Below are 25,151 nucleotides of genomic sequence, written 5' to 3' on the forward strand. Positions count from 1 at the left end.
GAAAGAGAGTGGACAATGCCTCCGGTTTCCGAGGACATCGAAGTATTCACCACAAAGCCGAGTGCAAGCGAGGCGACGTTCAAGAAAGGCGGACCGATCCAGGCCAAGACCGGCGAGTCGAAGGCGATCATCTTCTACGCGCCGAAGCTGGAGAACATCGGCTACATCGACAACACCGGATCCGATTCCGTCACCAGCTATTCAAAGGCGATCGCCACCGGTTTCGTCTTCAGTATGCAGCAGACCATCAGCACCGAACAAGCAATCGAGTTCAACGCGGAGTTCGTCAAGGGATCCTTCAAACTCACGATGTCACTGACCTTCAGCCAACAGTGGTCGAAGGTGACCACCGAGACCTACACCTTCCAAGTGCCGTCCGGGAAGAAGGCGTTCACCTACCAGGGCTACATCCAGCTTGCGACCCTGGTACACACGCACAGTTCGAACACCTACGCTTTCGAGGCGTACGGGGGGAACCTGTACACACCCGCACTCGTCACCAGGAATTCGCCGATTCTCCCGGCCTAGGAATCATGACCGGGGTCTCCCTGCCGGAGACGGCAGGCCGGGCGCCCCGGACGTCCGCCGGGCACGCGGCCGGCCGCCGCGTCACGACCGGTGGCCGAGCGGATAGCGAAGAGCCGGGCCGTGGGCCGCCGCGCTGAGTGCGGCGGTCCACAGTCCGGCGCGGGCCGGGCGGCGCGCGGGTGCCGCGAGCGGCTTGTTGACCATGCCGTTGCGGCATGGTCTTCAATGGCGTCTCGGCCACACCGGCGCACGGGCGCCGGGGAACCCGAGGAGACGCCATGGACCTGACGTTGCCGCAACGTCTGTACCTGCTCAACTTCGACCTGGCGAAGAACAAGGTCGACTCCAATACCGCGCTGGTCCGCGGGCAACTTATGCGCGCCGCGGCGATCGCCGAGCTGACCATCGCGGGCGTGCTCACCGACCAGGGCGGCAAGGCCGCGCGCGACCCTGGCGCGTCGCCGCCGGGCGATCCGTTCCTGGCCGAGGTGTTCGAGGACGCGTCCCCGGACAAGGCGCGCAGCTGGTTCAAGCTCGTCGACCGCAACTGGCACAAGGCCGAGGCCACGGTGCGCGACCAGCTCGAAGCGGCGGGAGCGGTCGGCGTCGTGCGGCGCCGCGCCCTGGGGATCTTCCCGACCGCCACGCCCAGCCTCCGCGACCCCGGCGAGGTGCGGGGCCTGCGGGAGGCCGTGCGGAGCGCGGCGCTGCTCGGGCGCGACCCGGCGACCCTCCCGATCGACGAGGTGGTCCTGGCCGTGCTCGCCGTCGACGGCGATGTCTGCTGCACGGTCGGCCGCAAGGAGCGCCGCGAGCACAAGCCGCAGCTCACCGTGCTGCGCGAGTACTTCGACACGGTCCTCCCCCGCCAGCGCAAGGCGGCGGGCCTGTCCATGACCGCCCGCCGCACCGCCGCCGCCTGACCGGCATCCTGTCCCGCCGGGGCGCCGCGCTCCCCACGGCGCGGCCGTCGCTTCCGCGCGATCTCCACGCAGGGCCCGGGCCCGGATCAGCCCGCCCGAACGGCCGTACCCGTGCCGATCAGCGTCGTCGCGTCGATCGCCGCGACATCGGCCGACTTCAGGGAGGCGAGGTACGCCGCGCGGATCGCCGCCACCTGGTCGTCCGGCCGTTGGGCGATCCAGCCGCGGAAGCCGGAGCCGAGGACGATCAGCCACGCCAGTTCGTCGGTTACCGGCAGGCTCCGCTCGGCCTCGGCGACGCGGACGTCGCCGAGGCCGAGGGACGCGAGCCAGTCCGCGTAGGTGTCCTGCCGGCTCACCCGGTGCAGCAGGTGGGGTCGGCGATCGGGAACCTCGCCCCCGGTGACCGCGGCGACCGCCTGGGCGAGATGCCGACCGGCGGTCTCCATGCTGCCGCTGCGCCAGATCGTGTAACCGACCCGGCCGCCGGGCCGGGCGCGGGTGATGAGGTGCCGGGCGCCTGCCTCCATGTCGGGGAAGAAGAAGATGCCGAGCGCGCACTGGACAACGTCGTAATCACCGTCCGGCCAGGTCAGTACGTCGGCGGTGTGACTGCGCAGCTGCGGCATCGACCGCGACGCCCGCGCGACGGCGTCGGTCATCGGGCGGGAGACGTCGACCGCGTCGACGACGCCGTCCGGGCCGACGGCACGGGCCGCGGGCAGTGCCGAGGCGCCGGTGCCGCAGCAGGCGTCGAGCACCCGCTCACCCGGCCCCGGTGCGGTCGCCGCGACCGTCGCCGCGCCGATCGGCGCCCAGAGGTACCGCCCCAGGGCGTCGAAGTCGGCGGCCGCGGCATCGAATCCGTACTGTTCGTTCGCACCATCCGCACCGGGCATGGGTGTGGCCTCCTTGGATAGGACTGTTCGGGTCAGGACTATTCGGTTTCTGCCGGAAAGGGCGGGCCGGATCGTCGCGGCGAACGTCACCGGGGAATGCGCGACGCTGATCGCCGTGGTGCCGTCCCGCCGCACGGGCGACCGCGCCGGCACTTCACCAACTCGACTTGGTGATTCCCGGCAGCTCCCCGCGCAGCGCCATTTCGCGGAACCGGATCCGGGAGAGCCCGAACGTGCGCAGGTGCCCGCGGGGGCGGCCGTCGACGGCGTCGCGGTTGCGCACCCGGGTGGGGCTGGCATCGCGCGGCTGACCGTTCAGCTCGGCAACGGCCGACGAGCGCTCGTCGCCGGTGGCCGACGGGCTCTTGATGATGCGCTTCAGCTCGGCGCGCCGGTCGGCGTAGGCCGCGACGGTACGGATGCGCTGCTCATTGCGGGCGATCTTGCTCTTCTTCGCCATAGCCCCTCACACCTTCTCGCCGCGGGCGCGCATGGTCGCGACCACGCGCTCGATGCCCTGGCGGTCGATGGTCCTGATCCCCTTCGCGCTGACGCGCAGCCGGACATGGCGCCGCTCACTGGGCAGCCAGTAGCGCTTGGTCTGGATGTTGGGGTCGAACCGCCGCTTCGTGCGGCGGTGGGAATGGGAGACCGTGGCGCCGAAGGACGGTGCCTTCCCGGTCACCTGGCAGATTCGGGACATCATCGCTCCTGGGTGATTGCGGTTGGTGATCGCAGTTCGGTTCGGACACATCGGGGGCCGGGGACGCCCCCGGCCGTCGGCCTCATCCCTCGCCCTTGGGACGAGAGGGATGGGAGACCGCGTAGGGCAGCAGCGCCATTTCACGGGCGGTCTTGATGGCAGCGGCGAGCCGCCGCTGCTGTCGGCGCGTCACCCGGGTGATTCGCCGACTGCGGATCTTGCCCTTGTCGGAGATGAAGCGCCGCAACAGGGCGACGTCCTTGTAGTCGATGCGGTCCACGCCGTGGAGTGGATTCGCGTATCGGCGGGGAGTGGACGAGCGGGGTGACATGGTCCGTTCTCCTCTCATGGTGTGTCGTCGCGGTCAGGTGTCTGGCGCACCCCGAACGGATGCCGGGAAGCGGCGTCAGGAGACGGCGCCGAGGAACTCGGCGAAGGGGTCGGGGCCGGTGGCGCGCTGCTGCCGGGGTTCCCGCATCTCCTCGTCGGTGAGCAGGCACGAGTCGAGCAGCCCGATGATCCGTTCGGCGTCGATGTCGAACCCGGTGAACGAGAGGCACTGGCACCGGTCCCCTGTGTCGGGGTGCCAGTCGACGCGGGCCGATGCGCGGCGCGCGTCGGAGACCATCTCCCAGGCCGCGTCGGGGAGCGACGCCAGCCACGGCCCGCCCGCGCCGATGGCGAGGGCGCCGCCGCCGGCGTCCCAGACCAGCAGGGTGTCGGGGCGCCCGGCGATCCAGAAGCGGCCGCGGCTGCGCAGGCCCGTCGCGACCGCCTCGTCCAGGATCGCGTGGAGCCGGCCCGGTTCCATGGGACGCCTGCGGCGCCAGGTCAGGGTGCTGACCCGGCCGTCCTGGCGGTGATCCGGGTACTGGGCGCAGGCCGGGTCGAGCCGCACCGCCGCGTTGGCCGGAGAGAAGCGCCCTTCGACCACGAGCGGCAGCCGCGCGTCGCCGAGTGCGATCACCACCGCCGCGGGGTTGAGGTGCTCCAGCAGTGTGCCGGCCTCGCCCGCGTCCGCGGAGCCGTCGCCCGGGCCTGCCAGTGCGAGGACCGTCGGGTACTCGATCTGGCGTGTCAGCGCCTCGGCCGCGGTCCGGTCGTCCTCCGCCGCGACGGCCTTCCCGCGGTCCCGCATGTCGTCGCCCGAGGCGAGGTCGGCGACGAGCAGGTCGGCGTCCACGGCGGTGACGACCGCGGCGAGGGACAGCAGGCCGTGGGCCGGATGGTCGGCGGCCCGGGTGTCGAGGGCCTCGGCGATCGTCGCCGGGTCGACCCCGTCCCATGCCTCGACCACGCAGGTGGCGTACTCGCCCTCGCGGGCGAGGCTCACGAGGGCCGGGATGAGGTCCTCGCGCAGCGTGCACGTGATGCAGGCGTGGACGAGTTCGACCCGCCGCCGGTCCACCACGCCCCAGCGGTCGCGGAGCCGCCGATGGACCTCGCCCTTCGCTATGGCGTGCAGGTCGTGGTGGAGGGCGATCGACTTCGCCGTCGAGTGCAGGAGTTCGTTCACCGCGCGGTCGCGTGCCGCGGAGTGGAGCCCCGCGACCACCACCACGCGCATGGGCATGGTCTGCGCCATGACAGGAGACCTCGATCCTCAGTTTGAAAACGATTTTCATTATCGTACACTGTGCAGGAACGGTGCACGCCGCACCGGGCACGGAGAATTCGAGGACGGGACGCGTCGAACGCGTCGACCCGCACGACACACGGCCGATCCGGGTGGACCCGGCCGCACAGAGAACCAGGAGCCCGCACAGTGGCAGTCCCGAAGCGACGGACATCGCGGTCCAACACGCGCAAACGCCGGTCGGCGTGGCGGGCCGAGCGCCCCGCACTCGTCGAGGTCACCGTCGACGGGCGCACGGCCCGCGTGCCGTACCCGCTGGCACCCGCCTACCGCCGCGGCTTGCTCCCCCTCCCCGACTGACGGATGGCGGCCCCGCTCGCCGCGCCGCTCCAAGGGTCCTGGTCACGGCCCCGCAAGGGCATCCCGCGGGGTGGGGATGGCCCTCGCCGGTCAGCCGACGCGGAGGGTCGACTCGCGCACCGTGAGGTCAAGGGTCATCGTCGCGGGGGCGGCGGCCGCACCGCCGTTGTGGAGACGCCGCGCCAGCAGGTCGAGGAGCCGGCGCGCGGCCGCGCTGGTGTCGAGGCGCAGTGCGGTGATCGACGGGCGCGCCTGCTCGGCGATCGGGCCGTCGCTCACCGTGGCGATCATGAACCCGCCCGGGACGTCGACGCCGAGCCATCGGGCGGCGTCGAGCGCCCCCTCGGCGAACACGCTCGACGAGGTGATCAGGGCGTCCGGGGGGTCCTTGCCCTGGAGCAGCCGGGTCGAGACCTCCGTGGCCGACAGCTGCCCTTCGTTGTTGTCGGCGATCCGGATGGTCGGCGCCATGCCGCGCGCCGTCATGGCGTTTGAGTACAGCCACAGGATCGAACGGCGGTAGGCGTTGTCGGTCTGGCCGACCAGCACCGCGATCCGGCGCGCACGCTCGACTCGTGGGGTGCCGCGACGGTCCCGCGGTCCGCACCCGCACGGCTGGAGACGGAAAGGTGCGCGGGACGGTGTGACCTTCTTGGACTTCACCAGCGGTTGCAGGTCGCTGACGTTGGTGATCAGCACGTCGACGTTGCAGCCGAGGAAGGCCGTGGTGGCGGCGGTGCTGCCGTCGGCGAAGTGGACCGGGGTGATATCGGCGTCGGAGACCTCCTTGAGGCGGGCCAGCGCGAAGTGCTCGTTGCTCGCGACGCCGGTGGTGGCGGCCTTGAGTCCGCCGCCGTCGTCCTTTGATCAGTTCCGGGCCGAACTGGACGACATCCGCCGGCAGGGGTGGGCCTACTCCGTCGACGAGCGCGTCGTCGGGGCCGCATCCGTCGCCGCGTCCGTCGCCGCTCCCGTCGCCGGCCCGGGCGGATCCTGTGACACCGCTGTCCAGGTCGCCGGGCCCTCGACCGCTCCGGCCTTCGAGGACCGCGAGGCCCTCAGCGTCGAAGTCCGGCAGGCGGCAATGGCCCTCTCCGCCCGCCTCGGCTAGTGCTCCGGGTCAGGACCCCCGACCGGACCCGGTACTCTCCGACGCCGTTCGCAGCCGGCGATGCCGCATTTCGATCTTGCACCCCGAATTAGGCCGCATGGCCGAATGCGGCCACATTCGCATTCTCTCGTTCCGACGGTGCCCATAATCCTTGTGTCGCGGGTCAGAACCCGGCCCGGCCTACGTCGCCGAATCGGGGAATTGCGGCTCGTTCGCATTTCCCGGCGCCGCCGAGCCGGGGTTTCCGCGTGTCCGGGTGTGTTCCAGGTGCGCCTGCCGGTCGGGCATCGTCGTCCCAGCTCAGAACGTCCACACACCCGCATCCGCCACCGTCCGCCGGCCCCGGAACCGAGGCGGCCGCGGCGCGGGCGGCGCCGACGAGACGGGCCCACGTGCCGCACCCGCGAGTCGGCGCAAAGTATCGAGTTCCTTTCTGCGACGGACAGCTCAGAATCACCTTCGAGATAGCGACCGGCGCCGATTCCCTGACATAGATTGCCGGATGTGTCCGGACCGGAACTGCCCGTGAGGAATTACCGAAGGGACCGACCGTGAAGAGAGCCGTCTACCGCGTCGCCGCCGCTCTGGGAATCGTCGACCGCAAGGTCCTCACCCGCCCCTACATCTACTACTAACAGCCCGGCGAGGCTCCACTCGGGCTCCGGCCCGGTCCCCGCGGCCCTTCTTCTCGGGCCGCGGGGACGACCACCGCACAGGCCCCGAGCAGACCGAGAAGACCGAGTAGACACGGTGCACCGATGGCGGCCCACCCACCCTCCGGCCTTTCCTCTCCCCCTCCGGCACCCGAGCCCAGCCCTCCGGGCCCGCACCATGCGCGCGGCACCGCCAACGCCGCGGACTTCGGTGTCGACCCCCTCGGCTTCCTCACCCGCTGCGCGCGCGAGTACGGCGACGTGGTGGCGCTCACCCCCGCCAACGTCCTGATCGTCCACCCCGACGACATCGGCCGGGCGCTGGTCCACCGGCGCGGCGACGTCGTGAAGATCAGCGCAGAGCAGCGCCCTCGCGGCCCGACCGGGTTCCCCTTGGCGATGATGAACAGCGAAGGGGCGAGCTGGGAGCGTAAGCGGTCGCGGCTGCGCCCGGCCTTCCGCAGCGATCGCCTCGAGGGCCTGGACACGATCGCCCGTGAGGCCGTCGCCCGCACAGTCGACCGGTGGAGCGACGGTGCGACCATCGACGTGCACGCCGAGATGTCGCGGCTGGCCATGCACATCGGAGCGGTGCACCTGGCCGGCCGGCCGCTGGGCGCCGAGGCCGACGCGCTGGCCGACGCCGTCGCCGCGATCATGCGGCTGACCGGCTCCCCCATCCGCCTGCCCGGGTGGCTCCCCAGCCCCACCGGCATCCGGCTGCGCCGCGCCCTGCGCGCCCTCGACACGGCGTTGGCGGCGCTCATCGAGGGCCACCCCGCCGACGACACCGTCACCGCGCTCGGCCGGCTGGTCGCCGAACGCGCCGACACCCCCTTCGCCGAGATCCGCGACGAGCTCGCCACCCTGCTCATGTCGGGCTATGAGACCACTGCCGACGCGCTGACCTGGCTCGTCCACGGCCTCGGCGGCAGGCCCGAGGCCGACGCCCTGCTGGCGGCGGACGCGCGGGACCACGGCGCCGCCGCCAGCGGGGCCGGCGGGACCGGCGGAGCCAACGGGCCCGGCGGCTACGCAGCGGCGGCGGCCAAGGAGGCGCTGCGGCTGTACCCGCCGGCGTGGGTGATCAGCCGGGTCGCGGTCCGCCCCATCGAGCTGGGCGGGTACCGGCTGGCGGCGGGCACCACGATCGGCATCAGCCAGTGGGTCACCCACCGCGACGAGCGGTGGTTCGACGCCCCCGCGGAGTTCCGCCCCGAGCGCTGGCTGCGCCAGGGCGCCCCCGGCCACCGGTACGCCTACCTGCCGTTCGGAGCCGGCCCGCGCGGGTGCCTGGGCGCCTCGATGGCGGTGCGCGAGATCGAAGCGGTCGCCCGCGCCCTGCGCTCCAGGGTGCGCCTGGAGCCGGTCGCCCCGGGGCAGGTCAGGCCGCGTCCGGCCCTGGCGCTCCAGCCGTGCGGGGTCCGCGCGACCGTGCGCAGGGAACGGGCCGCGCCGCGGTAGCTGCCCGCCCGCCGGAAACGCTCCCCGCCGCTGCGAAGAGAGGATGTCGATGGTCACGGTGATCGGCGCGGGTTTCGGACGAACCGGAACTACGTCGCTGCGGCGCGCGCTCGAACGGCTCGGCCTCGGGCCGGTCTACGACATGAAGGAGCTCTACGACCATCCCGACCACCTGGACGCCTGGCAGGCCGCCCGCACCGGCCGCGCCCCGGCCGGCGCCGCGCTCACGGGCTACGGTGCGGCACTGGGCTGGCCGGCGTGCGCCTTCCTCGGCACACTGGTGGCCGGGTTCCCGGCGGCCAAGGTCATCCTGACCACCCGCGACCCCGCGACCTGGTACGACAGTGCGCTGCACACCCTGTACCGCAGCCGGTTCGACGACACCGGCGAACGGCGGCGCCTCACCGGCGGCACCGGCCGGGTGGCGGCCTTCGCCGAGCAGCTCATCTGGCAGGACACGTTCAGCGGCCGCTTCGATGACCGTGCGCACGCGCTGTCCGTGCTCGCGGACCACGAGCGCCGCGTCCGGACCCTGGTGCCCGCCGAGCGCCTGCTGGAGTTCCGGGCGGACCACGGGTGGGGCCCGCTGTGCGATTTCCTCGGTGTCCCCGAACCGCCCGAGCCCTACCCGCGCGACAACACCGGGAGCGACTTCCACGAGCGGGTCGGACAACGGCTGGCCCGCGAGTCCGGCCACCCCTGAAGCACGCGCCCGGGAGCCCACTGCGCTGATCGTCTCCGCGATCAGCGCAGTGGGCCGGATCGCCGTGCAGTTCGCCGCGTGCTCTGGGGACCGGGTGGTCGCCGTCGCCCGGGCCTAGGCCCGGCTCGGGGAGCGCTTTCCCTGCGGGGCACTCGTCGCCGATCCCGCCACGGCGGGCCGGTCGATCACCAGCGCCTTCCTCTCGGACGAACCTGGCCTCGACGTCGAGACGGCCTACCTGGCCGCCGAGCGGGGCCTGGACCTCGGCGCGGTCGAGGTGCGGAGCTGGCGGACTGGATCGCGGCGGGAGCTCCGCGTACCGCGGGGCGCGTCGCCTTCCGCGTCGGGCACGAGGAGTGCGGTTGAGGGCCGGCCCTGCGCGGGCGGGGCCCCGGGGAGGGGAGTGCCGGGTCACAAGCCGTTCTCCGCGTGCTTGACCCCGACGTGACGTCAGGGTCTTCGCTGACCACATGCCACTCGTCGCACTCGCCTACTACGCCTCTCACCTGCTGAGCCTGCTCGGCAACGGCATCGCCGCGGTGGCGCTGCCGCTGATCGTCCTACAGACCACGGGCAGCCCGCTGGGCATGTCCGCCCTGGCGACCGCGGCCGCGGTCCCCTCCGTCGTGGTCGGCCTCCTCAGCGGGGTGATCATCGACCGGATCAACAGGCTTACGGCATCGGTGGTCTCGGATGTCATCTCCGCCGTGGCGATCGCGTCGCTACCGCTCGTGGACATGCTGTGGGGTCTCGACCTCGTGTGGTTCATCCTGTTGGGCATCCTGGGCGCGTTCGGGGACGTGCCCGGCATGACGGCCCGTGAGGTCCTCGCTCCAATGGTGGCCCGGCACGTCGGTCTCGATCTGCGGCGCGTGGTGGGCGTGCGCCAGACCTTGACCTCCGTCGCCTTGGTGGTCGGACCCGCTGCCGCCGGTGTGCTGCTGGCCGCCGTCGACGCCATGGCCGTGCTGTGGATCACGGCGGCGACATCCGCGCTCGCAGCGGTGCTGACCCGGATGCTGCCGCGCCGCCTCGGGGCGGTCGACTCTTCCCGCGTCGCGCGCCGGCCCCTGATGCGGGAGCTCGTGGATGGCCTGCTGGTCTTGGGAAGGAGCCGATTCCTGCTGGGCACGACCTTCTTGGTCCTCGGTCTGGCCGTCGCGCTCGGCGGATTGCAGGGGCTGGTGATGCCGGTGTACTTCGACCTCATCTCCCGCCCCGAACTGCTGGGCCTGGTCCTCACCGTCTTGGCAGCCGGAATGCTGGTCGGAGCGACGATCTACAGCGCCATCGGAGCCCGGTTGTCGTCGCGGACATGGCTGTCGGCGGGGTTCATCGTCACCTCCGTGGGATTCGCCTTGATGGCCTCCCTCCTCTCCCCGGCGGTAGTGTTCGTCGGGGCGGCAGCCCTGGGACTCGGCAATTCCGTGGTCGGAGCGGTCACCGGTGTCCTACAGGTCCAGCACATCCCCGGCGGTCTCCTCGGACGGGTGCTCAGCGTGAAGACGGCCCTGCTGACGGTTGCCGCGCCGGCGGGGATCGGGCTGGCAGGTGTGCTCGCAGAGCTCGGCTCGCCACTGCTGGCCGCGGCCGGCGTCACTGGGGTGTGGATCCTGGTGCTACTGGCCGTGATCGGTTCGCGTGCACTGCGCGACCTGGACCTGAAGGACATGCCCGATGCTCAGCAGTGAACTCGCCGACCTGGCCGGCGTCACCGTGCGCACGCTGCGCCACTACCACCAGATCGGACTGCTGCCCGAGCCGCCGCGCACATCAGGGGACTACCGGCAGTACGACGTCGGCCACCTCGTGCGCGTCCTGCGGATCACGCGACTGACGGCGCTGGGTGTCCCACTGTCCGCCCTCCCCGAGGTGCTGGACGATCCCACGGCAGCCGCGGAGCTGCTCGACCAGCTCGATCGCCAGGCCGCCGCCGAGATCGAACGGCTCACCGCCCGCCGCGCCGGCATCGACGTACTGCGCAGCACCGGGACACCGCCCGACCTGCCGCCGGAGCTCTCCGCCTGGCAGGCGGCGCCCGGTCCGGGCGTGCCCGAGGCCATGGTCAGGTACGAGCGCGAGCAGCTCATCCTGATCGCTCATCTGCTCGGGGAGAAAGGCGCGGCACGTCTGGCCGCCCTGCTCGATGTCCCGGAGGACGCCAGGGCGGCCTCCGCCACGCTGACCGCGCGCTTCTACGTCCTTGATGCCGATACCCCGGACCACGAGGTCGAGGCATTGATCGATGAATGGGTCGAGCAGATCCGACCGCTCGTGGCGACCACGGAGGGCATGTCGTCCCTCGACCCCCTCGCCCCCGCGCTGCTGGACCAGCTGGGCGCCCGCGGCCTCCGCCCGGTGCAGCACCGCGTCGTGCGCGCCCTCCAGCAGCGCCTCGCACGGGAGCGGCCCGACTCACCCGGCGCTTGAGCCCGACGCGACGTCAGGGGGTCGACTGGTTGCATCCGCACCCACCGACCGGAAGGATCCGTTATGACCGCCGTTCCCGCCCTGATCCGCGTCGAGGATCTCTACGCCCCGCCCACCCGCAGCCGCGCCGTGCTCTCCCCGGACGGGACGAGGATCGCCTACCTCGCCCCCTGGCACGGCCGGCTCAACGTGTTCCTCCGTGACGTCGACTCGGACTGGTCCGCACCCGACCTTGAGGACGGCTCGGGAACCCTCGCCGCCCGACGGATCACCGCCGAGGTCCGGCGGAACATCGATCGGTTCTTCTGGAGCGTCGACGGTCGCCACCTCCTGTTCCAGCAGGACATCGACGGTGATGAGAACTGGCATCTCCTTCGCGTCGACCCGGCGCGGCCCGAGCGGCCCGCGGTCGACCTGACCCCGTATGAGGGCGTGCGCCTCCTGGGCGCGCAGCTGGCGCCGGACCGGCCCGGGACGGCGTTCGTGCAGCTCAACAAGCGCCGTGCCGACCTGATCGACTTCTTCGAGCTCGACCTCATGAGCGGGGATCTCACGCCTGTCGCCGAGAACTCCGGCGACGTGATCTCCTGGTTGCGCGTCCCGGGGCGGGTGCTGGCCTTCACGATCGAGGAAGGCGGCGAGCACGTGCTGTCCGAGCGGACCGGCGGCGAGACGCGAACGATCGCCCGCTTCCCCCAGTCCGACATCCTCCTCGGCGTCGTCCCCGCGGTCCCCACCGCGGACGGCATGGGGCTGTGGATCGGGTCCGCGCGCGGCTCGGACCTCACCCGGGTGGCGCGCCTCGACGTGGAGACCGGGGAGGAGACGGAGGTCGACAGCCATCCGGTGTTCGATCTGGACACTCCGCGGCCAGAGGCGGACCCGCGATTCGCCTCGTCGCTCATCCTGCATCCGGCAACCGGCGACCTGCTCGGCGTTCGGTACCTCGGCGACCGTCAGGACATCCACGCACTCGAGCCGCACTTCGCCGAGATCCTGCCCCTCCTGGCCGAGCTCTCGGACGGCGACCTCTCCCACGTCTCCACCGATACGACGGGACAGCGCTGGGTCGTGGAGTTCACGCACGACCGTGACCCGGGCGTCACCTGGTTCTACGACCACGCCTCCGGAAAGGCGCGTCGCCTGTTCCGCCCATTCCCGCATCTCGACCCCGAGCAACTGGCCCCGGTCACCCCCGTGACTCTCACCGCCCGTGACGGTCTGCCCCTTCCCGGCCACCTCACCCTCCCGGTCAGCCTCGAGCCGCGGAATCTGCCGACGGTGCTGCTCGTCCACGGCGGCCCCTGGTACCGCGACAGCTGGGGCTATGACCCGGAGGTGCAGCTGCTCGCCAACCGGGGGTACGCGGTCCTCCAGGTCGACTTCCGCGGCTCCACCGGCTACGGGAAGGCCCACGTCGAGGCGGGGATCGGCGAGTTCGCCGGGCGCATGCACGACGATCTGATCGACGCCCTCGACTGGGCGATCGACCGAGGCCTGACCGACCCGGACCGGGTCGCGATCTACGGCAGCTCCTACGGCGGCTATGCCGCGCTCGTCGGGGCCGCGTTCACCCCGGACCGGTTCGCCGCGGCGATCAGCTACACGGGCATGTCCGACCTCGTCGACCTCGTCGAAGGGGTGGTCCCCTTCGCCCGCCGCGCCGTCGAGAACAGCTACCTGCGCCACATCGGCGACCCCGAGATCCCCGAGCAGAGGGCGGACATGCTCGCCCGCTCCCCGATCAGCCGGGTCGAGGACATCACCGCCCCGGTGCTGCTGATCCACGGCGCCAACGACGTCCGCGTGCACCGGCGCAACTCCGATCGCGTCGCCGAGGCCCTGCGCGACCGCGGCCGCGAGGTCGAGTACCTGCTCAACGAGGCCGAAGGGCATTGGTTCAGCAACCCCGAGAGCAACATCGAGCTGTACAGGAGGCTCGAGGGCTTCCTGGCGAAGCACCTGGGAGGGCGCTCCTCGGAGGCGTCGTGACATGACGCCGCCGGACCCTGACCGCGGGCGCGCCGAGCGCCCGCGGTCAGGCGCCGACCCGGGCGGGCTCGTCGAGAGCGGCGTCCGCTGCTCAGGGCTTAGCCGGATGGTTGGACGGCCCAGTCGGGCATCGGGGGGAACGGTGCGAGCCGGTAGGTCGGGGGTTCGGTGCCGTGCAGGTGCCGCACGAGGTAGTCCCAGGTGCGCCGCGTGACGTAGTGGTACCTGCCCTGGAAGGTGTGCTCGACGCCCGGGACGACGAGCATGTCGACGTCGGCATCAGCCTCGATGAGCGCGTCGACCAGGCGCATGCTCTGGTGGGGCAGCACGTTGTCGTCGAGCTCGCCGTCGATCAGCAGGAGCCTGCCGCGCAGGTTGCCGGCGTGCGGCGTGTTGAGCAGCGCTCGACGGCCCTCCTCGGCGATCTCTCCGTGGTTGTGCTCGACCCAGAACGGCAGGTAGATCGAGAAATCGTGGGGGCCGGCCTGCGCGACCCCCACCGAGTAGAACTCGGGGCGAGTCAGCAGGGCCCGGGCCGTGAAGAACCCGCCACCGGAGTGGCCGGTGATCCCCACCCGGTCGGTGTCGAGCCACGGGTGGCGGCGTCCGAGCTCGCGGATGGCGGCGACGTGGTCGTCCAGCGCTGCGGCCATGCCCAGATCGCCGTAGGAATGGTCGAGGAACGCCTTGCTGCGCACCGGGGTGCCCCGGCCGTCGAGCGCGACGACCGCGAACCCGAGCGCGGCCAGCGCCTCGGGCTCCCCGGTGAACAGGTCGCCGAACCCCGGTGAGGCCCGGTGGATGTTGGGCCCGGGGTAGCTGTGGTCGACAACGGGGTAGCGCCGCGCCGGGTCGAAACCGTGCGGGCGCCACAGCAGCCCGTAGACCGGAGTGCGCCCGTCGGCCGCCGTCGTCCGGAACCGCTCGGGCGGGCTCCAGCCGACCGCCTCCAGCGCGGTCGCGTCCGGGGCCTCGAGTTCGACCAGCACCTGGCCGTCGTCGCCGAGCACCCTCGTACGGGGCGGGCGGTCGACGGTCGAAGCGCGGTCGACGATGTAGTCGCCGCGGGGTGGGCCGACCGCGTCGTGGTCGAGGTCGTCGTCGGTGATCCGCACGAACCCCCCGCCGTCGAGGTCCACCCGGCAGATCTGACGGACGTAGGGGTCCTCGTTCAGCCCGTTGGCCAGGAACCACACCTGGCCGCGCTCCTCGTCGACCCGCAGGACCCGGCGGACCAGCCACTGCCCCCCGGTGACCCGTCCGAGCAGCTCGCCGTCGGAGGAGTAGCGGTACAGGTGACCCCAGCCGTCGCGCTGGGACCACCACAGGATCTCCCCCGAGTCCAGGATGCGTACCACGGGCGGGGCGTGCAGGTACGGCGAGGGATCCGCCCGAGTCCGGCCGGTCTCGGTGACCAGCGTCGTCATCGCGCCGGTGCCCGGGTCGAGGCGGCGCAGCTCGAGGGTGCGCCCGTCCCGGGACTGGTGCAGGACGTGGACGGCGTCCTCCTTCTCCCCCGACCACCACCGCCGGTCCAGAGCGTAGGGGGAGGTCAATACCTCCGGCTCGCCGGACGCGGCCACGTTCTGCCCGGTACGGATGTCGAGGACGTGCCACGTCATCGTCGCCTGGGCTTCGTCGCCGGGCATCGGGTAGCGGATACGGTGTGCCACCGGCCGCCCGCCGCCGGACGGGGCGGCCTCCACCAGGACCTGCTCGGGCAGCTCGCGCTGGTCGATCCGGTGGGTGACCAGCCGGGTGGAGTCCGGCGACCAGGCCGCCACCAGCACAGAGTCCAGTCCCAGCAGGGGCAGCTTGACCTTCGTGGCCGCTTCGAGGAGCCCGCCGTAGTCCCGGTGCGGCTCGGCGTCGTCGGTGAGCGCGAACTCCTGCTGCCCGTCCCGGCTGCGCACCCACACGTTGCCGTCCCGCCGGAACGCCACCCACGCCCGGTCCGGCGAGACGACCTCCCCCGGCCCCACCGGGGGTCCGTCCTCTACCTGCGTGCAGGTCCCGGTACGATCCGACCACTCCCACCGCGCGTCGAAAGCCGAGAAGCGGATCACTTCGGGATCCCGGTCGGGGACCTCGAACTCCACGGAGGTGAGCGGCAGGTCGTCGGCCTCCACCGCGCACCCGGACGACTGCGACAGCGCTGCGGCGAGCCGCTCGTGGTCGAACGCGTCGCTCCTGGTGCCCGCCGCCGGGTCGACCAGGACGTACCGCGTCCCGGACCGGTACCGGAACAGAGCACCGTCGTCGGACCACTGCGGTACCACCGCGGCCCGCGGGACCAGTCGGGCCCGGTACGGCGCGAGCATCTGTTCCGCGCGCGCGTAGTCGGTGTCGGTGAGGTGGATGCGCCCGGCCGGGTCGATCATGACGGAGCCTTTCTCCTGATGGGACTAGACCGACCACCTCACACCATGACGCCGCGTCGGGCTCCACCCGAAAATGGGCCAAATCATCAGGCTTGCTACGTGCAGCGGTCGAACGCTGGACCCCGCCGCCGGGTGTCTCGGTCGACGGACCCGGCCGCGGGGTGGCGCTCGCCAACGGCGACCAGGGACTGGAGCAGCTTTCAGTCTGTGTCGTCGGGGACGAGGCCGCGATCGGTCCGACCGCGGCCACGAGGTCCTTACCTCTCGGTCGCCTTGCGTAGGGCGTCGAGTCAGGTCATCCCGGTCTCGGCCTCCCGACGTTCCGCAGAAGTCGGGGATTCTGGAGGGAGGAATTGTCAAGACCTAAGGATCGGTGACTCACGCGGCCTGTTCGCGGTCTCCTGTTCCGTGGTCGGTCTGGTCGTCGGGTCGCTCGACGAGTTGCCCCTCCTCGAAGGTCGCCCCGGCGCGCACGAGCGCGACCAAGTGGAGTGCGTTCACGGCGCGCCACCGGGTTTGGGCGGACTCGATCAGCTTGAACGCCATCGCCACGCCGGCGGCCCGGGAGCCGGGTCACTTGGTCACGCGCCGGCGCAGCCGAACCGTGGCGAAGGTCGACTCGATCGGGTTGGTCGTGCGCAGGTGGACCCAGTGCTCGGCGGGGTAGTCGTAGAACTCCAGCAGCACGTCGAGATCGTCGGTGATCTGATGTTGCTTCAGTTCGGTGGACAGGTGTCCGCTTTCGGATACTTTGACACTGAACAAGGAGATTGAAGTGCCCAAGACCCGCCCCGCGTACCCGCCGAAGTACCGCGACCAGATCATCGCCCTGGCCCGCTCCGACGGCGCCCGCCGCCGCACCGCGCGATCGGAGCCCGGCACGCCCGATGCGCCCGACCGCGGGATTGTCCGCGTCCGGAGCCCCTCCTACGGCCGCTTACGGATCGATCCAGCCGAGCTCGACGGCCCGCCCATACGTCGCCGGTTCGACCACAGGCAGGGTAAGGATGGACAACGCATACGCGAGGATCAGCAGCCCGATCGATACCGCCCAGGCACGGCGACGGGTCAGGACCGGGCGAGGACGGGAGCCCTGCGAACCCGCACCGGTGCCGGCGGTGCCGGAAGGCCGGTGCCGGCTGAGCTGTGTCGCCGGGAGCCGCCGATGGGACGGCCGCAGAACCCAGGAGGCGATGGCGCACGCGCCGAACATCAGCGGCACCCCCCAAAGGTCGGGGCTGCCGCCGACGACCAGGTGCGACACCACGGCACCCGACCACAGGAAGAAGGAGCCCACGTAGGCCCACTCCTTGACCAGCGCGAACCCCGGCACGATGACCGCGGCGGCCGCGGCGGCCTGCCACACCCCGAGGATGTAGGCGACGTAGGGTGGGTATCCCAGATGGCGCAACTGGGCGGCGATCCAGTCGATCGGCACCAGGTTCCAGACCGCTCCCGACGCCAGTTCGACGACGATGACGAGCGTGGTGGCCCAGTAGAGGACGGCGCGGAGCCGGTTCCGGTCCCAGCCGTCTCGCGCGGCCGCGTCGGACTCCTGGCCGCTCGCACCGTGGGCTGTGGTCGTCATGGGCTGAACTCCAATGGCTCCAGGATGTGCAGGCGCGGCTCTCTTGCCGGTGGTCATGAGGACGCCCCGGCCAGTGTGTCGGGGACCGGCCGTTCGGGGCGTGTTCCGCCCTTGGGCCATGGCACGGAGCCCGGCCTGCGTGCCTCGGTTCGGATCTTGAACAGCCCGAGCTTGCAGGTCAGCTCCTTATAGGCCGCGACGATCGGGCCGCTGAGATGGATGTTCAGGGCGGTGTCGTCCTTGCGGGCGAACTGTCGCACGCCGCTGCGCCGACCGAGGCTGACGCAGGAGCCGGTGAAGGCGAAGTCGAGCACTGTCGGCCCGGTTCCCGCGATGCTGCTCAGCACGGTGTCGGCGGCCTGCGCTCCCAATGGTGCTGCGGCCTGGCAGCTCATCCGCAATGGCCGTCCGGACGGCGCGGCCGCGTCCCCGGTCGCGACGATGCGATCGTCGTCGACGCTGGTCAGTGTTTCGTCGGTGAGCAGCCGGCCGATCCCGTCGGTGCGCAGCCCGCTCGCGGCGGCCAGGTCCGGCACACCGAACCCGGCGGCCCAGATGGTCAACGCGCTCGGGCGCGCGGCACCTTCAGAGAGGACGACCGCGTCCGGCCGGACCGCGGCCACCCCGGTCTTCTCGAGTACGGCGACACCGTGGCGGGACAGCCATCGCGAGACCGATCGGCGGGCCGACGCGCTGAGCGACGGCGCCAGGATCCCGCCGCAGACCAGTGTGACCCTGCGCCCTTGCTCAGCGAGCTCGGCGGCCGCCTCGATGCCGGTGAGTCCCCCGCCGACCACCGTGATCGGGGCATCGGGCGGCAGTTCCCCCAGGGTGGCGCGGAGCCGCTGCGCGGGCTCCCACTCCGCCATCGAGACCGCGTTCTCGGCCGCGCCGGGCACCGACGCAGGTACCGCCGCGGTGCTGCCCACGGCGTAGACGGCGTAGTCGTAGTCGAGGTCGCGGCCCGAGGCGAGCCGGACCGTGCGGGCGGTGGTGTCGATGCGTACGGCCGTGTCGACGACGAGATCGATGCCGTCTCCCAGCAGCGAGCGGTAGTCGGCGGTGGCCGCACCGGTGCCGGCCACGAACTGGTGGAGTCGGATGCGGTCGATGAAAGTCGGGCGGGGATTGACCAGGGTGATGGTGACGTCGTCGCGCTTGCGCAGCCGGTTGGCCGCGAGCGTGCCCGCGTAACCGCCACCAACGACGACGACCTTGCGGGCGGGCTGTACAGGCGTTGCCAATGATGCCGCCTTCCCTTGTGATGAACGGCGTCTCACTGGTCCGACGGCACAGCACCTCCGAATGTGACTTCCACCGGCCGCCGCTGCGGTTCTGCGGCAGAGGCGTGGGTCCTCGGCCGGAACGCAGCCGACGACGCGGTCAGTCCACACGGCAGCACGAGCCGCTACAACAGCAAGGTCCGCCACCCCGGCCGCCCAACCGTGGCGCTGATCCAGTCCACCGCCTGACCGCCGCCACCGCCTCCGGGGTGCGGCAGTCGGGTGCGAGAGGGCGGAGCGTAGTGTCCGGCCGCTTGTGCTACTTTCAGGCCATGCGATCAGAAAACAGTCCATCCGGTCGTAAACGAGCGTCCTTCATCGAAGAGGCCCGCCGCGCGCAGATCATCGAGAGCGCCATCGACACCTTCGCGGAGCTCGGCTATGCCAACACCTCCCTGGCGCGCGTCGCCGAGCGCGCCGGCATCAGTAAGAGCGTGATCTCGTACCACTTCGCCGGCAAGACCGAGTTGACCGAGCAGATCGTCGAGCAGGTCTACAGCGACATCGCCCAGTTCGTCCTGCCGCGGACGGAGAAGGAGGCCACGTCGACCCGCGCGCTTCGGGCGAACATCCGCGCGGTCGCCGAGTACATGCGAGGCCATCGCACCCAATTGCTCGCTCTCGGAGAGATCTTCAACAACTCCCGCACCGCCGAGGGCAAGCGGCGTTTCGGCGTCGCCTACAGCGAGCCGGTCTACGAAGCGCGGGAGGCGTTGTTCCGCAGCGGCCAGCAGGCCGGCGAGTTCCGCCGCGAGTTCGACCCCCGCGTCATGAGCGTCGCCGTGCAGTCCGCGATCGACGGCATGTTCGCCTACTGGGTCACCTACCCGGACCACGACTTGGAAGCGCACGCCGACGACCTGGCCGACCTGTTCGAACACGCCACCCGTACCGGGCACCCGCGCGGAGAGGCGGACCGATGACGCGGGTCCCCGACCGGCCGGCAGCGCCGCCCGCCACACGTACACGGCTTCTCTACGTCGACAACCTGCGCACCGCCCTGACGGTGCTCGTGGTGCTCCACCACGCCGCCATCACCTACAGCAACATCCCGCACTGGTACTACCCGGAGCCGCCGACCGACTCCTCAGGCACGCTCCTGGACATCCTGCTCGTACTCAACCAGGCGTTCTTCATGGGCGCCTTCTTCCTGATCGCCGGGCTCTTCGTGCCGGGCTCCCACGACCGCAAGGGCACCGCGCGCTTCCTCGGCGAACGGCTGCTGCGCCTGGGGGCCCCGCTGCTGGTGTGGCTGCTGGCGCTCCGTCCCCTGGTGACCCTCGGCCGCTATGCCGACGCGAGGGAGGCCGCCGCCCAGCAGGGTGCCGAACTGCCCTACTGGCAGTACTACCTGACCTCGTTCACACCGGGGCCGATGTGGTTCGTCGAGGTGCTGCTCGTGTTCAGCGCGCTCTACGTCCTGTGGCGGCACCTGACCGCCAAGGGCCGACGCGCATCCGGACCGGCCCCGGTCACGGGCCGGGCACCCGGCGCCGCCGCGATCGTCGCCTTCGTCGTCGGGCTGGCCCTCGTGAGCTACCTGTGGCGCATCGTGCTGCCGATGGGCGACCCCCTTCCGGTCCTCGGCCTGCCCACACCCGCCTACCTGCCGCAGTACGCCGCGCTGTTCACCATCGGGCTGGTCGCGACCCGGCGCGGCTGGCTGGAGGGCCTCTCCAGAACGGTCGGCCGGATCGGGTTCGCCGCTGCGGCCGCCGCCGCGGTCGCGATCGTCCTCCTCCTCGTCGGCTCCTCCGAGGAGGCGGCGTTCCTGGGCCACGGCACCTGGCAGTCCCTGGTGATGACGACCTGCGAGTCGGCGCTCGCCGTCGGCATGGTCCTGGGCCTTCTGGTGCTGTTCCGGGAGCGCCTCGACCGCCAGGGGCGCCGCCGCCGGTTCCTGTCGGCGCACGCCTACACCGTCTACCTGATCCACCCGGTCGTGCTGGTCGCGCTGGGCTACGCGCTCAGCGGCGTGGACGCGCCCGCTGTGGCGAAATTCGTACTCCTGGCCGTCCTCGCGGTGCCGCTCTGCTGGTCGGCGGCGTTGCCGGTACGCGCCCTACCCGGCGCACGGAAGGTGCTCTAGGTGGAGGCCCTGCTCTCGGCCGGCCGACCGACCGCCGGTGTCAGCCGGGCACCTCCGCGATGGAGGCGGTGAGCCGGGCGAGGCCGCCGACGACGTCGCCCGTCGCTCCTGAACCGTCGCCGCCCCGCTCCGCCACAGGGTAGGGCGAGGGCGCGCACGGCGGACCGGGGCGCCAGGACGCCGGGGGCACCGGACCGCCGCGCGGATGGCTCGGGCCGTCCGGACCCGGACCGAAACCCCCTCCGCCGCGACAGGCCAGCGGCGATCCGGGCCCTTCAGACTGGGCCCATCCCCTCCGCCAGGCGTCCTGCGTGCTTCGTGGCGGCGCCAGCGGGGCAGTGGCCGGGCACACCATCCAGCGAGTCCCGATCGCCGTCGTGTCGGGATTGGAATCGAGCACGCTCCGAGGCGCCCTGGGGTCGCCCTGGGGTTGTCGCCGAGCTCCAGCGCGCAGGCTGCGGCTTGACCATGCAGCTCGCCGTCACTGATCCAGTAGCGCCCGGGGCGGCTCCGCATCGGTCGGACCGCGTCCGTACGCCTCGTAGGCGGCCTCCATCGCCCGGGATGCTGAACGGGCGTCCCCGTTGACGGCGTGACCGCGCGGTCCGCACGGTCATCAACCTCCCGATGATGTTCAGCCAGGCGTGCTTCTCCCACACCCGCTCCCACAGGTACGCCGTCGCCGACCGGCCGTCCGCGCCGGGCGGGTTCCCGGCACCGCTGTCGAAGCCCATGTCGAACGGTAGGAAGTGGGCCTTCTCCCCCTCCAGCCTCGTGGTCATCGCTGCGAGACCGTTCGAGACGGCGAAGTGGACCAGCGCCCGGTGACCGAACGACAGCAGCGGCAGCGGAGCGCCGCGGGCGGGCCGGACCCTCCGGCCCGCCCGGCGTCAGTCCGGAGGGCGCGTCGCCATGTCCCGTGAGAGTCCTTCGAGTCGCGCCACGCGGGCGGTGGTTCGGGGATGCGTCCGGTAGGTCCAGTCGAAGAGCCGCTGCAACGGCCCGTCGGCGGTGCCGGGCCGCTGAAACGGAAGGATCGCCAGCGGCGATCCGTTCGACAGCTCGCGCAGGTCCTCTTCGGGCACCGCCAGCATCCCGCCCTCGATTTCGGCCAGGGCCGCGGCCAGCCCTGCCGGCGCCCCGGTCAGCTCGGCGGCGCCCCGGTCCGCGGCCAGTTCGCGGCGCCGGTTGAGCCGGTACAGCATGGCAAAGCCGGGCAGGCAGGCGACGCCCGCGGGTATGGCCACACCTAGGAACGCCACGCACGCCAGTGTGATCAGCAGCGCCCGCACGACTCCCAGCAGCACCAGGAGCGGAGCCGCGAGCGGCAGCGGTATGCGACGCATGGGCGGGGCCAGGCCCGGTCCGTCCGCGGAAGTGCGCTGGAACGCCGGCTTCCAGGCCCGCCCGCATTTGCGCGCCGCCGCGCACAGCACAGGGTCGATCCGCTCGACAGCGCCTACGAAGGCGGCGGGCAACCGCACCGGCCATCCGACCACCGCATCGGCGAAGGCCATCACCTGCGCGTCTCGATGAGCAAGGTGCGCGAACTCGTGGGCGAGAACGGACTCCAGCCGCGAATTGTCCAGCAGCTCCAGCAGACCGCGGCTCACACACAGGGTCGGGCGCTCGCCGGGAGCCGTGAACACCAAGGAGTTGGGCGCCTGCGTCTCCATGATCCGCAGGATCGGCTTGTCCTGCCCCGACAGTGCGCTCAACCGGTCCACCACGGCGTGCAGGCGCGGCTCCTCGGCCTCGCCGGCGTCGCTGAGATCGGCCCGCACCGGATGGTCGCTGCCCATCCAGCCGAGAACCTCCGCCAACGCGAGCATCAGCACCACCGGGACCAGCCCGACCCACCAGGGCGCACCCAGATACCACGCCAGGATGCACGCGGCGGCCGCGTACCCGGCCGCCGTCGCCGCGATCAGCAGCCACGCTCCCAGGACCGGCCAAGCCGCCTTCAACTTCCGGGATGAGCTCACGAAGCGAGCCTAGGGCTCGGGCCGGAAACGTTCACCGGAGCGAACCCGGCAGGCGCGGTATTATTATACCGATCCATCGGTGTGTGCAGGTCGATCGCCCGAGGGCCGGGCCCGTTCCGCCGTGCACCTTCGGCGCCCGAATGCCATGGGAGCCTTGACATTCCGGAGATCTGGACGCGACCGTGTGGCGGTCCGATCGGAGTGGGTGGGTGCTGCGGTGCGGGAATCCGATCGATGGCTCGACCTGGGCCCGGAGCAGCGGCGGGCGCTGCCGAGAGCTCTGGCTTACGGGTCCGGCCTGTTCCTGGCGAGCCTGGTGCCGCTGGGAGCGTTCGCGTGGGCGCTGCGATCCGTCGAGGCCAACGGATTCTCGGCGATACCCGCCGTGGGCATGGTCGTGGCCGCGGCCGGTTGCGTCGCGGGACTGGGCGTTACGGCCCTGATCCTCTTCTGGACCCCCCGGTTCCTGGCCCGGCAAGGGGTGGAATTCGGCGACGACGGGCTGCGGCTGGTCCAGGAGCCCCGCTGGTGGTTCCGAGGACGTGCGATGCACGTGCGTTGGGAGGACGTGGACTCGTTCACCCCCAGCGGAGCTGCCGGCCCCCGGCGATGGACGTGGCGGGTACTCGGCCTGCGCGGTGTCGCTCCCCACGCGCGGCCCCCGCACTGGACGGCCCTCGTCCTCGCCGGGGGCGAGCCGCCGCGCGGGGTGGCCCGGTCCGCGACGATCCGGCTGTTCCTCCAGCTCCGCGAGGACAGCGCGGCAGAGTTCACCCGGCTGCTGGAGTCGCACCGGTCGCAGGCCGAGCCCGCGCCGCGGGCCGAACCCGGCCGCGCAACGGCCGCACGGGGGTGGCTGGCACTGCGGCGGTCCCACCGCGTGGCGTGGCTGCTCCTGTGCCTGACCGCGCTCCTGCTCCCCGCAGTGCCCCTCGGCCCGCTGGTGCTCCAGGACGGACTCGCCCGACTGGATCCCGGCGATCCGGCCGTGGCGCTGTTCGCCGTGATGAGCGCGGTCGGCCTGTCGGCCGCGCTGGTCGCGGCCCCCTGGCAGTGGGCGGAGCAGGGAATGGTCGTCACCGACCGGGGCCTGGGGTTCGAGCGGCGGCCCCTGTGGTGGGTGCCGGAGCGGCGCGGGTTCGTCCGCTGGGAAGACGTCCTCGGTACCGCCGTGCGCGAGGTGGTCCGGACCTCCCCCGGCGAACAGCACCAGGCGGTCGTCGAGGTCTACCTCGACCGCCTGGACGCGTCGGAACGCTTCCCTGGCTGGGTGCGGCGGGTGCGTGCGGGCGAGGCGCTGTGGGGGGAGGCGACCGATTGCGCCCGGCTTGTCGTCCCCCTCGGCGATCCGCAGGAGCGGAGCAGGGTGTCGCTGCTGCTCGCCCAGGCCTCGCCCCCGTCCCTCGCGGGGCCGTCGGCCCTCGGCGCCGGGCCCCGCAGCACGTACTGGATTCCGGTCCGCCGCTGGGTCCTCCCCGCGCTCATGGTGCCGGTGCTGCCGATCTGCGCGGTGAGCGGCGTTGCGCTCGCCGCGGCGACGGCCGGCTCCGCCCCCGCCCCGGGCATCTGGGCGGGGGTGCTGGGCTTCGCGGCGGTCGGGCTCGCGGCGGCGGCCCGGCTGCTGCCGCCCTTGTGCGCGCGCCAGGGGATCGTGGTCGACGACGACGGCCTGCGCCTGGTGCGGGAGCCCCTGCTGTGGTCCCGTGAACTCACGGCGCGGGTGCGTTGGGAGCATGTGCGCGCGATCCGCCCGGGGACCGCGCTGACGCTGAGTCGTCTCGGAGACTGGAACGGCGGTTTCACCTTCCCGGTCACCGACGTGGTGGTGGAGCGGCGCCACGCGCCCGCGCGCACCCCTTGGTGGGCGCGGACAGGAGGCGCGGACCCCGACGTGGTCCGGCTCCGGCTCTGTCCTGGCGCCGAGCAGCACCCCCTGCTGTCCCGGGCCGTCCAAGGCCGCGTCGGCCGCGGCTCCGGTGAGCCGTACGAGGGTGGGGACCGCGGCGGCGCCCTGGGCGGGCCACGGCGGCACTGACCGGGAGGTGGGGAGTCCTGCGCCACACCACCAGGAGCCTTTCCAAGATCGGCGGCACCGTGCACGCCGCGTCGACTCCCACGATCCTCGAAAAGAAGAACTCGCCGAGAGAACCTCAATGGACACTTTGCTCGAAACCACAGAATTCAGAACAGTGAGTTCGCGATAAAATCGCCAATTACCGCAATGCGTCTCTTGTTCGTCATCGGCGGTGAGACCGACCGATGGACCCCTCGGGCAGGCGGCCGAGACGTCGGCCCGGACCGTTCATGGACCCCGCAATTGCGCGGGTGCCACTCGTTATCAATAGGTGGGGCGAAAAAACCCTGGTGATCGCGAGTTGTGGCGTCTGGCAAGTTAGGCACGTAACCGAAGGAGTGCTGCTGGCTCAGCCTCGGCCCTGGCACGTTCGGGCTCGGCGGTGCGCAGAGGGGGGAGGGCACGTGCT

General features: G+C 71.7%; 25 protein-coding genes and 1 pseudogene. 15 read left to right on the forward strand and 11 right to left on the reverse strand.

Going from position 1 to position 25,151, the window contains the following annotated elements:
- The first annotated feature begins 15 nt into the window (after positions 1–15).
- Both CLV63_RS03305 and CLV63_RS03310 read left to right on the forward strand, forming a co-directional pair.
- Positions 16–528, forward strand: a complete 513-nt coding sequence (locus CLV63_RS03305) for a hypothetical protein (protein ID WP_106581377.1) — start codon at positions 16–18, stop codon at positions 526–528.
- A 278-nt stretch (positions 529–806) separates the two neighbouring features.
- Positions 807–1,451, forward strand: coding sequence for a GOLPH3/VPS74 family protein (locus CLV63_RS03310; protein ID WP_170134136.1), 645 nt, complete (start codon positions 807–809; stop codon positions 1,449–1,451).
- Between the two features lie 86 nt (positions 1,452–1,537).
- Here CLV63_RS03310 and CLV63_RS03315 read toward each other — a convergent pair whose 3' ends face one another.
- From CLV63_RS03315 to CLV63_RS03335, 5 genes are all read right to left on the reverse strand, one after another.
- Positions 1,538–2,350 carry a class I SAM-dependent methyltransferase gene (locus tag CLV63_RS03315; protein ID WP_106581379.1) on the reverse strand — a complete coding sequence of 271 codons (813 nt, stop codon included), beginning with the start codon at positions 2,348–2,350 and terminating at the stop codon, positions 1,538–1,540.
- A gap of 154 nt (positions 2,351–2,504) precedes the next feature.
- Positions 2,505–2,810, reverse strand: coding sequence for a 30S ribosomal protein S14 (gene rpsN, locus CLV63_RS03320; protein WP_106581380.1), 306 nt, complete (start codon positions 2,808–2,810; stop codon positions 2,505–2,507).
- Between the two features lie 6 nt (positions 2,811–2,816).
- Positions 2,817–3,053: a 50S ribosomal protein L28 gene (rpmB, locus tag CLV63_RS03325; RefSeq protein WP_106581381.1), complete on the reverse strand. Its 237-nt coding sequence runs from the start codon at positions 3,051–3,053 to the stop codon at positions 2,817–2,819.
- 82 nt (positions 3,054–3,135) lie between these two features.
- Positions 3,136–3,402 (reverse strand): 30S ribosomal protein S18, encoded by a 267-nt coding sequence (rpsR, locus tag CLV63_RS03330; protein ID WP_106581382.1) that lies wholly within the window; start codon positions 3,400–3,402, stop codon positions 3,136–3,138.
- A gap of 57 nt (positions 3,403–3,459) precedes the next feature.
- Positions 3,460–4,638, reverse strand: a complete 1,179-nt coding sequence (locus CLV63_RS03335) for a CobW family GTP-binding protein (protein ID WP_245928545.1) — start codon at positions 4,636–4,638, stop codon at positions 3,460–3,462.
- A 180-nt stretch (positions 4,639–4,818) separates the two neighbouring features.
- Between CLV63_RS03335 and rpmF the strand changes: the two genes are divergently transcribed.
- Positions 4,819–4,989 carry a 50S ribosomal protein L32 gene (gene rpmF / locus CLV63_RS03340; RefSeq protein ID WP_106581383.1) on the forward strand — a complete coding sequence of 57 codons (171 nt, stop codon included), beginning with the start codon at positions 4,819–4,821 and terminating at the stop codon, positions 4,987–4,989.
- A gap of 90 nt (positions 4,990–5,079) precedes the next feature.
- On the opposite strand, the gene CLV63_RS03345 is transcribed toward rpmF, so the two are convergent.
- The gene (locus CLV63_RS03345) at positions 5,080–5,688 is read right to left on the reverse strand and encodes a substrate-binding domain-containing protein (protein WP_342751354.1); all 609 of its coding nucleotides are present in this window, start codon (positions 5,686–5,688) and stop codon (positions 5,080–5,082) included.
- Between CLV63_RS03345 and CLV63_RS34960 the strand changes: the two genes are divergently transcribed.
- From CLV63_RS34960 to CLV63_RS03375, 7 genes are all read left to right on the forward strand, one after another.
- The gene (locus CLV63_RS34960) at positions 5,633–6,100 is read left to right on the forward strand and encodes an IclR family transcriptional regulator domain-containing protein (protein ID WP_281260686.1); all 468 of its coding nucleotides are present in this window, start codon (positions 5,633–5,635) and stop codon (positions 6,098–6,100) included. The genes CLV63_RS03345 and CLV63_RS34960 overlap by 56 nt on opposite strands.
- A 551-nt stretch (positions 6,101–6,651) precedes the next feature.
- Entirely contained in the window at positions 6,652–6,735 is an 84-nt protein-coding gene (locus CLV63_RS35215) for a cittilin family RiPP precursor (protein ID WP_394339741.1), read from the forward strand.
- A 123-nt stretch (positions 6,736–6,858) separates the two neighbouring features.
- Complete coding sequence (locus CLV63_RS03355; protein WP_106581385.1) at positions 6,859–8,217, forward strand: cytochrome P450; 1,359 nt, start codon at positions 6,859–6,861, stop codon at positions 8,215–8,217.
- A gap of 49 nt (positions 8,218–8,266) precedes the next feature.
- Complete coding sequence (locus CLV63_RS03360; protein WP_106581386.1) at positions 8,267–8,920, forward strand: sulfotransferase family protein; 654 nt, start codon at positions 8,267–8,269, stop codon at positions 8,918–8,920.
- A gap of 470 nt (positions 8,921–9,390) precedes the next feature.
- Positions 9,391–10,611: an MFS transporter gene (locus CLV63_RS03365; RefSeq protein ID WP_106581387.1), complete on the forward strand. Its 1,221-nt coding sequence runs from the start codon at positions 9,391–9,393 to the stop codon at positions 10,609–10,611.
- Positions 10,598–11,350, forward strand: coding sequence for a MerR family transcriptional regulator (locus CLV63_RS03370; protein WP_106581388.1), 753 nt, complete (start codon positions 10,598–10,600; stop codon positions 11,348–11,350). The genes CLV63_RS03365 and CLV63_RS03370 overlap by 14 nt, the downstream gene beginning before the upstream one ends.
- Positions 11,351–11,413: 63 nt before the next feature.
- Positions 11,414–13,342, forward strand: coding sequence for a S9 family peptidase (locus CLV63_RS03375; protein ID WP_106581389.1), 1,929 nt, complete (start codon positions 11,414–11,416; stop codon positions 13,340–13,342).
- Between the two features lie 98 nt (positions 13,343–13,440).
- Here the strand turns inward: CLV63_RS03375 and CLV63_RS03380 are convergent, their stop codons facing one another.
- The 4 genes and pseudogenes from CLV63_RS03380 to CLV63_RS03395 all read right to left on the reverse strand — a co-directional run bounded on the left by CLV63_RS03380 (position 13,441) and on the right by CLV63_RS03395 (position 18,555).
- Positions 13,441–15,723 (reverse strand): S9 family peptidase, encoded by a 2,283-nt coding sequence (locus CLV63_RS03380; RefSeq protein WP_106581390.1) that lies wholly within the window; start codon positions 15,721–15,723, stop codon positions 13,441–13,443.
- A 378-nt stretch (positions 15,724–16,101) separates the two neighbouring features.
- Positions 16,102–16,431: pseudogene (locus CLV63_RS03385) on the reverse strand (IS256 family transposase); the annotation flags it as partial.
- Between the two features lie 229 nt (positions 16,432–16,660).
- Complete coding sequence (locus tag CLV63_RS03390) at positions 16,661–17,311, reverse strand: DoxX family protein (protein ID WP_211301135.1); 651 nt, start codon at positions 17,309–17,311, stop codon at positions 16,661–16,663.
- A 53-nt stretch (positions 17,312–17,364) separates the two neighbouring features.
- Positions 17,365–18,555, reverse strand: a complete 1,191-nt coding sequence (locus tag CLV63_RS03395; protein ID WP_245928546.1) for an NAD(P)/FAD-dependent oxidoreductase — start codon at positions 18,553–18,555, stop codon at positions 17,365–17,367.
- A 63-nt stretch (positions 18,556–18,618) separates the two neighbouring features.
- Here CLV63_RS03395 and CLV63_RS34405 point away from each other — a divergent pair, with 63 nt between their 5' ends.
- The 4 genes from CLV63_RS34405 (at position 18,619) to CLV63_RS34005 (ending at position 21,511) form a co-directional block, all read left to right on the forward strand.
- Positions 18,619–18,783 (forward strand): hypothetical protein, encoded by a 165-nt coding sequence (locus tag CLV63_RS34405; RefSeq protein ID WP_245928547.1) that lies wholly within the window; start codon positions 18,619–18,621, stop codon positions 18,781–18,783.
- Positions 18,784–18,866: 83 nt separating this feature from the next.
- Complete coding sequence (locus CLV63_RS03400) at positions 18,867–19,517, forward strand: TetR family transcriptional regulator (protein ID WP_106581393.1); 651 nt, start codon at positions 18,867–18,869, stop codon at positions 19,515–19,517.
- A complete protein-coding gene (locus CLV63_RS03405; protein ID WP_106581394.1) occupies positions 19,514–20,683 on the forward strand; it encodes an acyltransferase family protein in 1,170 nt (389 codons plus the stop codon). The genes CLV63_RS03400 and CLV63_RS03405 overlap by 4 nt, the downstream gene beginning before the upstream one ends.
- A gap of 627 nt (positions 20,684–21,310) precedes the next feature.
- The gene (locus tag CLV63_RS34005; RefSeq protein ID WP_211301136.1) at positions 21,311–21,511 is read left to right on the forward strand and encodes a hypothetical protein; all 201 of its coding nucleotides are present in this window, start codon (positions 21,311–21,313) and stop codon (positions 21,509–21,511) included.
- A gap of 62 nt (positions 21,512–21,573) precedes the next feature.
- Here CLV63_RS34005 and CLV63_RS03415 read toward each other — a convergent pair whose 3' ends face one another.
- Entirely contained in the window at positions 21,574–22,668 is a 1,095-nt protein-coding gene (locus CLV63_RS03415) for a M48 family metalloprotease (protein WP_146165507.1), read from the reverse strand.
- Between the two features lie 217 nt (positions 22,669–22,885).
- On the opposite strand from CLV63_RS03415, the gene CLV63_RS03420 reads away from it, so the two are divergent.
- A complete protein-coding gene (locus CLV63_RS03420; protein ID WP_106581396.1) occupies positions 22,886–24,703 on the forward strand; it encodes a hypothetical protein in 1,818 nt (605 codons plus the stop codon).
- Positions 24,704–25,151: the final 448 nt, after the last annotated feature.

Source organism: Murinocardiopsis flavida, from assembly GCF_003014485.1.
GTDB lineage: Bacteria > Actinomycetota > Actinomycetes > Streptosporangiales > Streptosporangiaceae > Murinocardiopsis > Murinocardiopsis flavida.

Coding starts and splice junctions, on each gene's coding strand:
- CLV63_RS03375 (WP_106581389.1), top strand. CDS start 11,414: ATGACCGCCGTTCCCGCCCTGATCCGCGTCGAGGATCTCTACGCCCCG.
- CLV63_RS03335 (WP_245928545.1), bottom strand. CDS start 4,638: ATGGCGCAGACCATGCCCATGCGCGTGGTGGTGGTCGCGGGGCTCCAC.
- rpsR (WP_106581382.1), bottom strand. CDS start 3,402: ATGAGAGGAGAACGGACCATGTCACCCCGCTCGTCCACTCCCCGCCGA.
- CLV63_RS34005 (WP_211301136.1), top strand. CDS start 21,311: ATGATGTTCAGCCAGGCGTGCTTCTCCCACACCCGCTCCCACAGGTAC.
- CLV63_RS03390 (WP_211301135.1), bottom strand. CDS start 17,311: ATGACGACCACAGCCCACGGTGCGAGCGGCCAGGAGTCCGACGCGGCC.
- CLV63_RS03310 (WP_170134136.1), top strand. CDS start 807: ATGGACCTGACGTTGCCGCAACGTCTGTACCTGCTCAACTTCGACCTG.
- CLV63_RS03380 (WP_106581390.1), bottom strand. CDS start 15,723: ATGATCGACCCGGCCGGGCGCATCCACCTCACCGACACCGACTACGCG.
- CLV63_RS03355 (WP_106581385.1), top strand. CDS start 6,859: ATGGCGGCCCACCCACCCTCCGGCCTTTCCTCTCCCCCTCCGGCACCC.
- CLV63_RS03400 (WP_106581393.1), top strand. CDS start 18,867: ATGCGATCAGAAAACAGTCCATCCGGTCGTAAACGAGCGTCCTTCATC.
- CLV63_RS03370 (WP_106581388.1), top strand. CDS start 10,598: ATGCTCAGCAGTGAACTCGCCGACCTGGCCGGCGTCACCGTGCGCACG.
- CLV63_RS03315 (WP_106581379.1), bottom strand. CDS start 2,350: ATGCCCGGTGCGGATGGTGCGAACGAACAGTACGGATTCGATGCCGCG.
- CLV63_RS03360 (WP_106581386.1), top strand. CDS start 8,267: ATGGTCACGGTGATCGGCGCGGGTTTCGGACGAACCGGAACTACGTCG.
- rpsN (WP_106581380.1), bottom strand. CDS start 2,810: ATGGCGAAGAAGAGCAAGATCGCCCGCAATGAGCAGCGCATCCGTACC.
- CLV63_RS03365 (WP_106581387.1), top strand. CDS start 9,391: ATGCCACTCGTCGCACTCGCCTACTACGCCTCTCACCTGCTGAGCCTG.
- CLV63_RS03405 (WP_106581394.1), top strand. CDS start 19,514: ATGACGCGGGTCCCCGACCGGCCGGCAGCGCCGCCCGCCACACGTACA.
- rpmB (WP_106581381.1), bottom strand. CDS start 3,053: ATGTCCCGAATCTGCCAGGTGACCGGGAAGGCACCGTCCTTCGGCGCC.
- CLV63_RS03305 (WP_106581377.1), top strand. CDS start 16: ATGCCTCCGGTTTCCGAGGACATCGAAGTATTCACCACAAAGCCGAGT.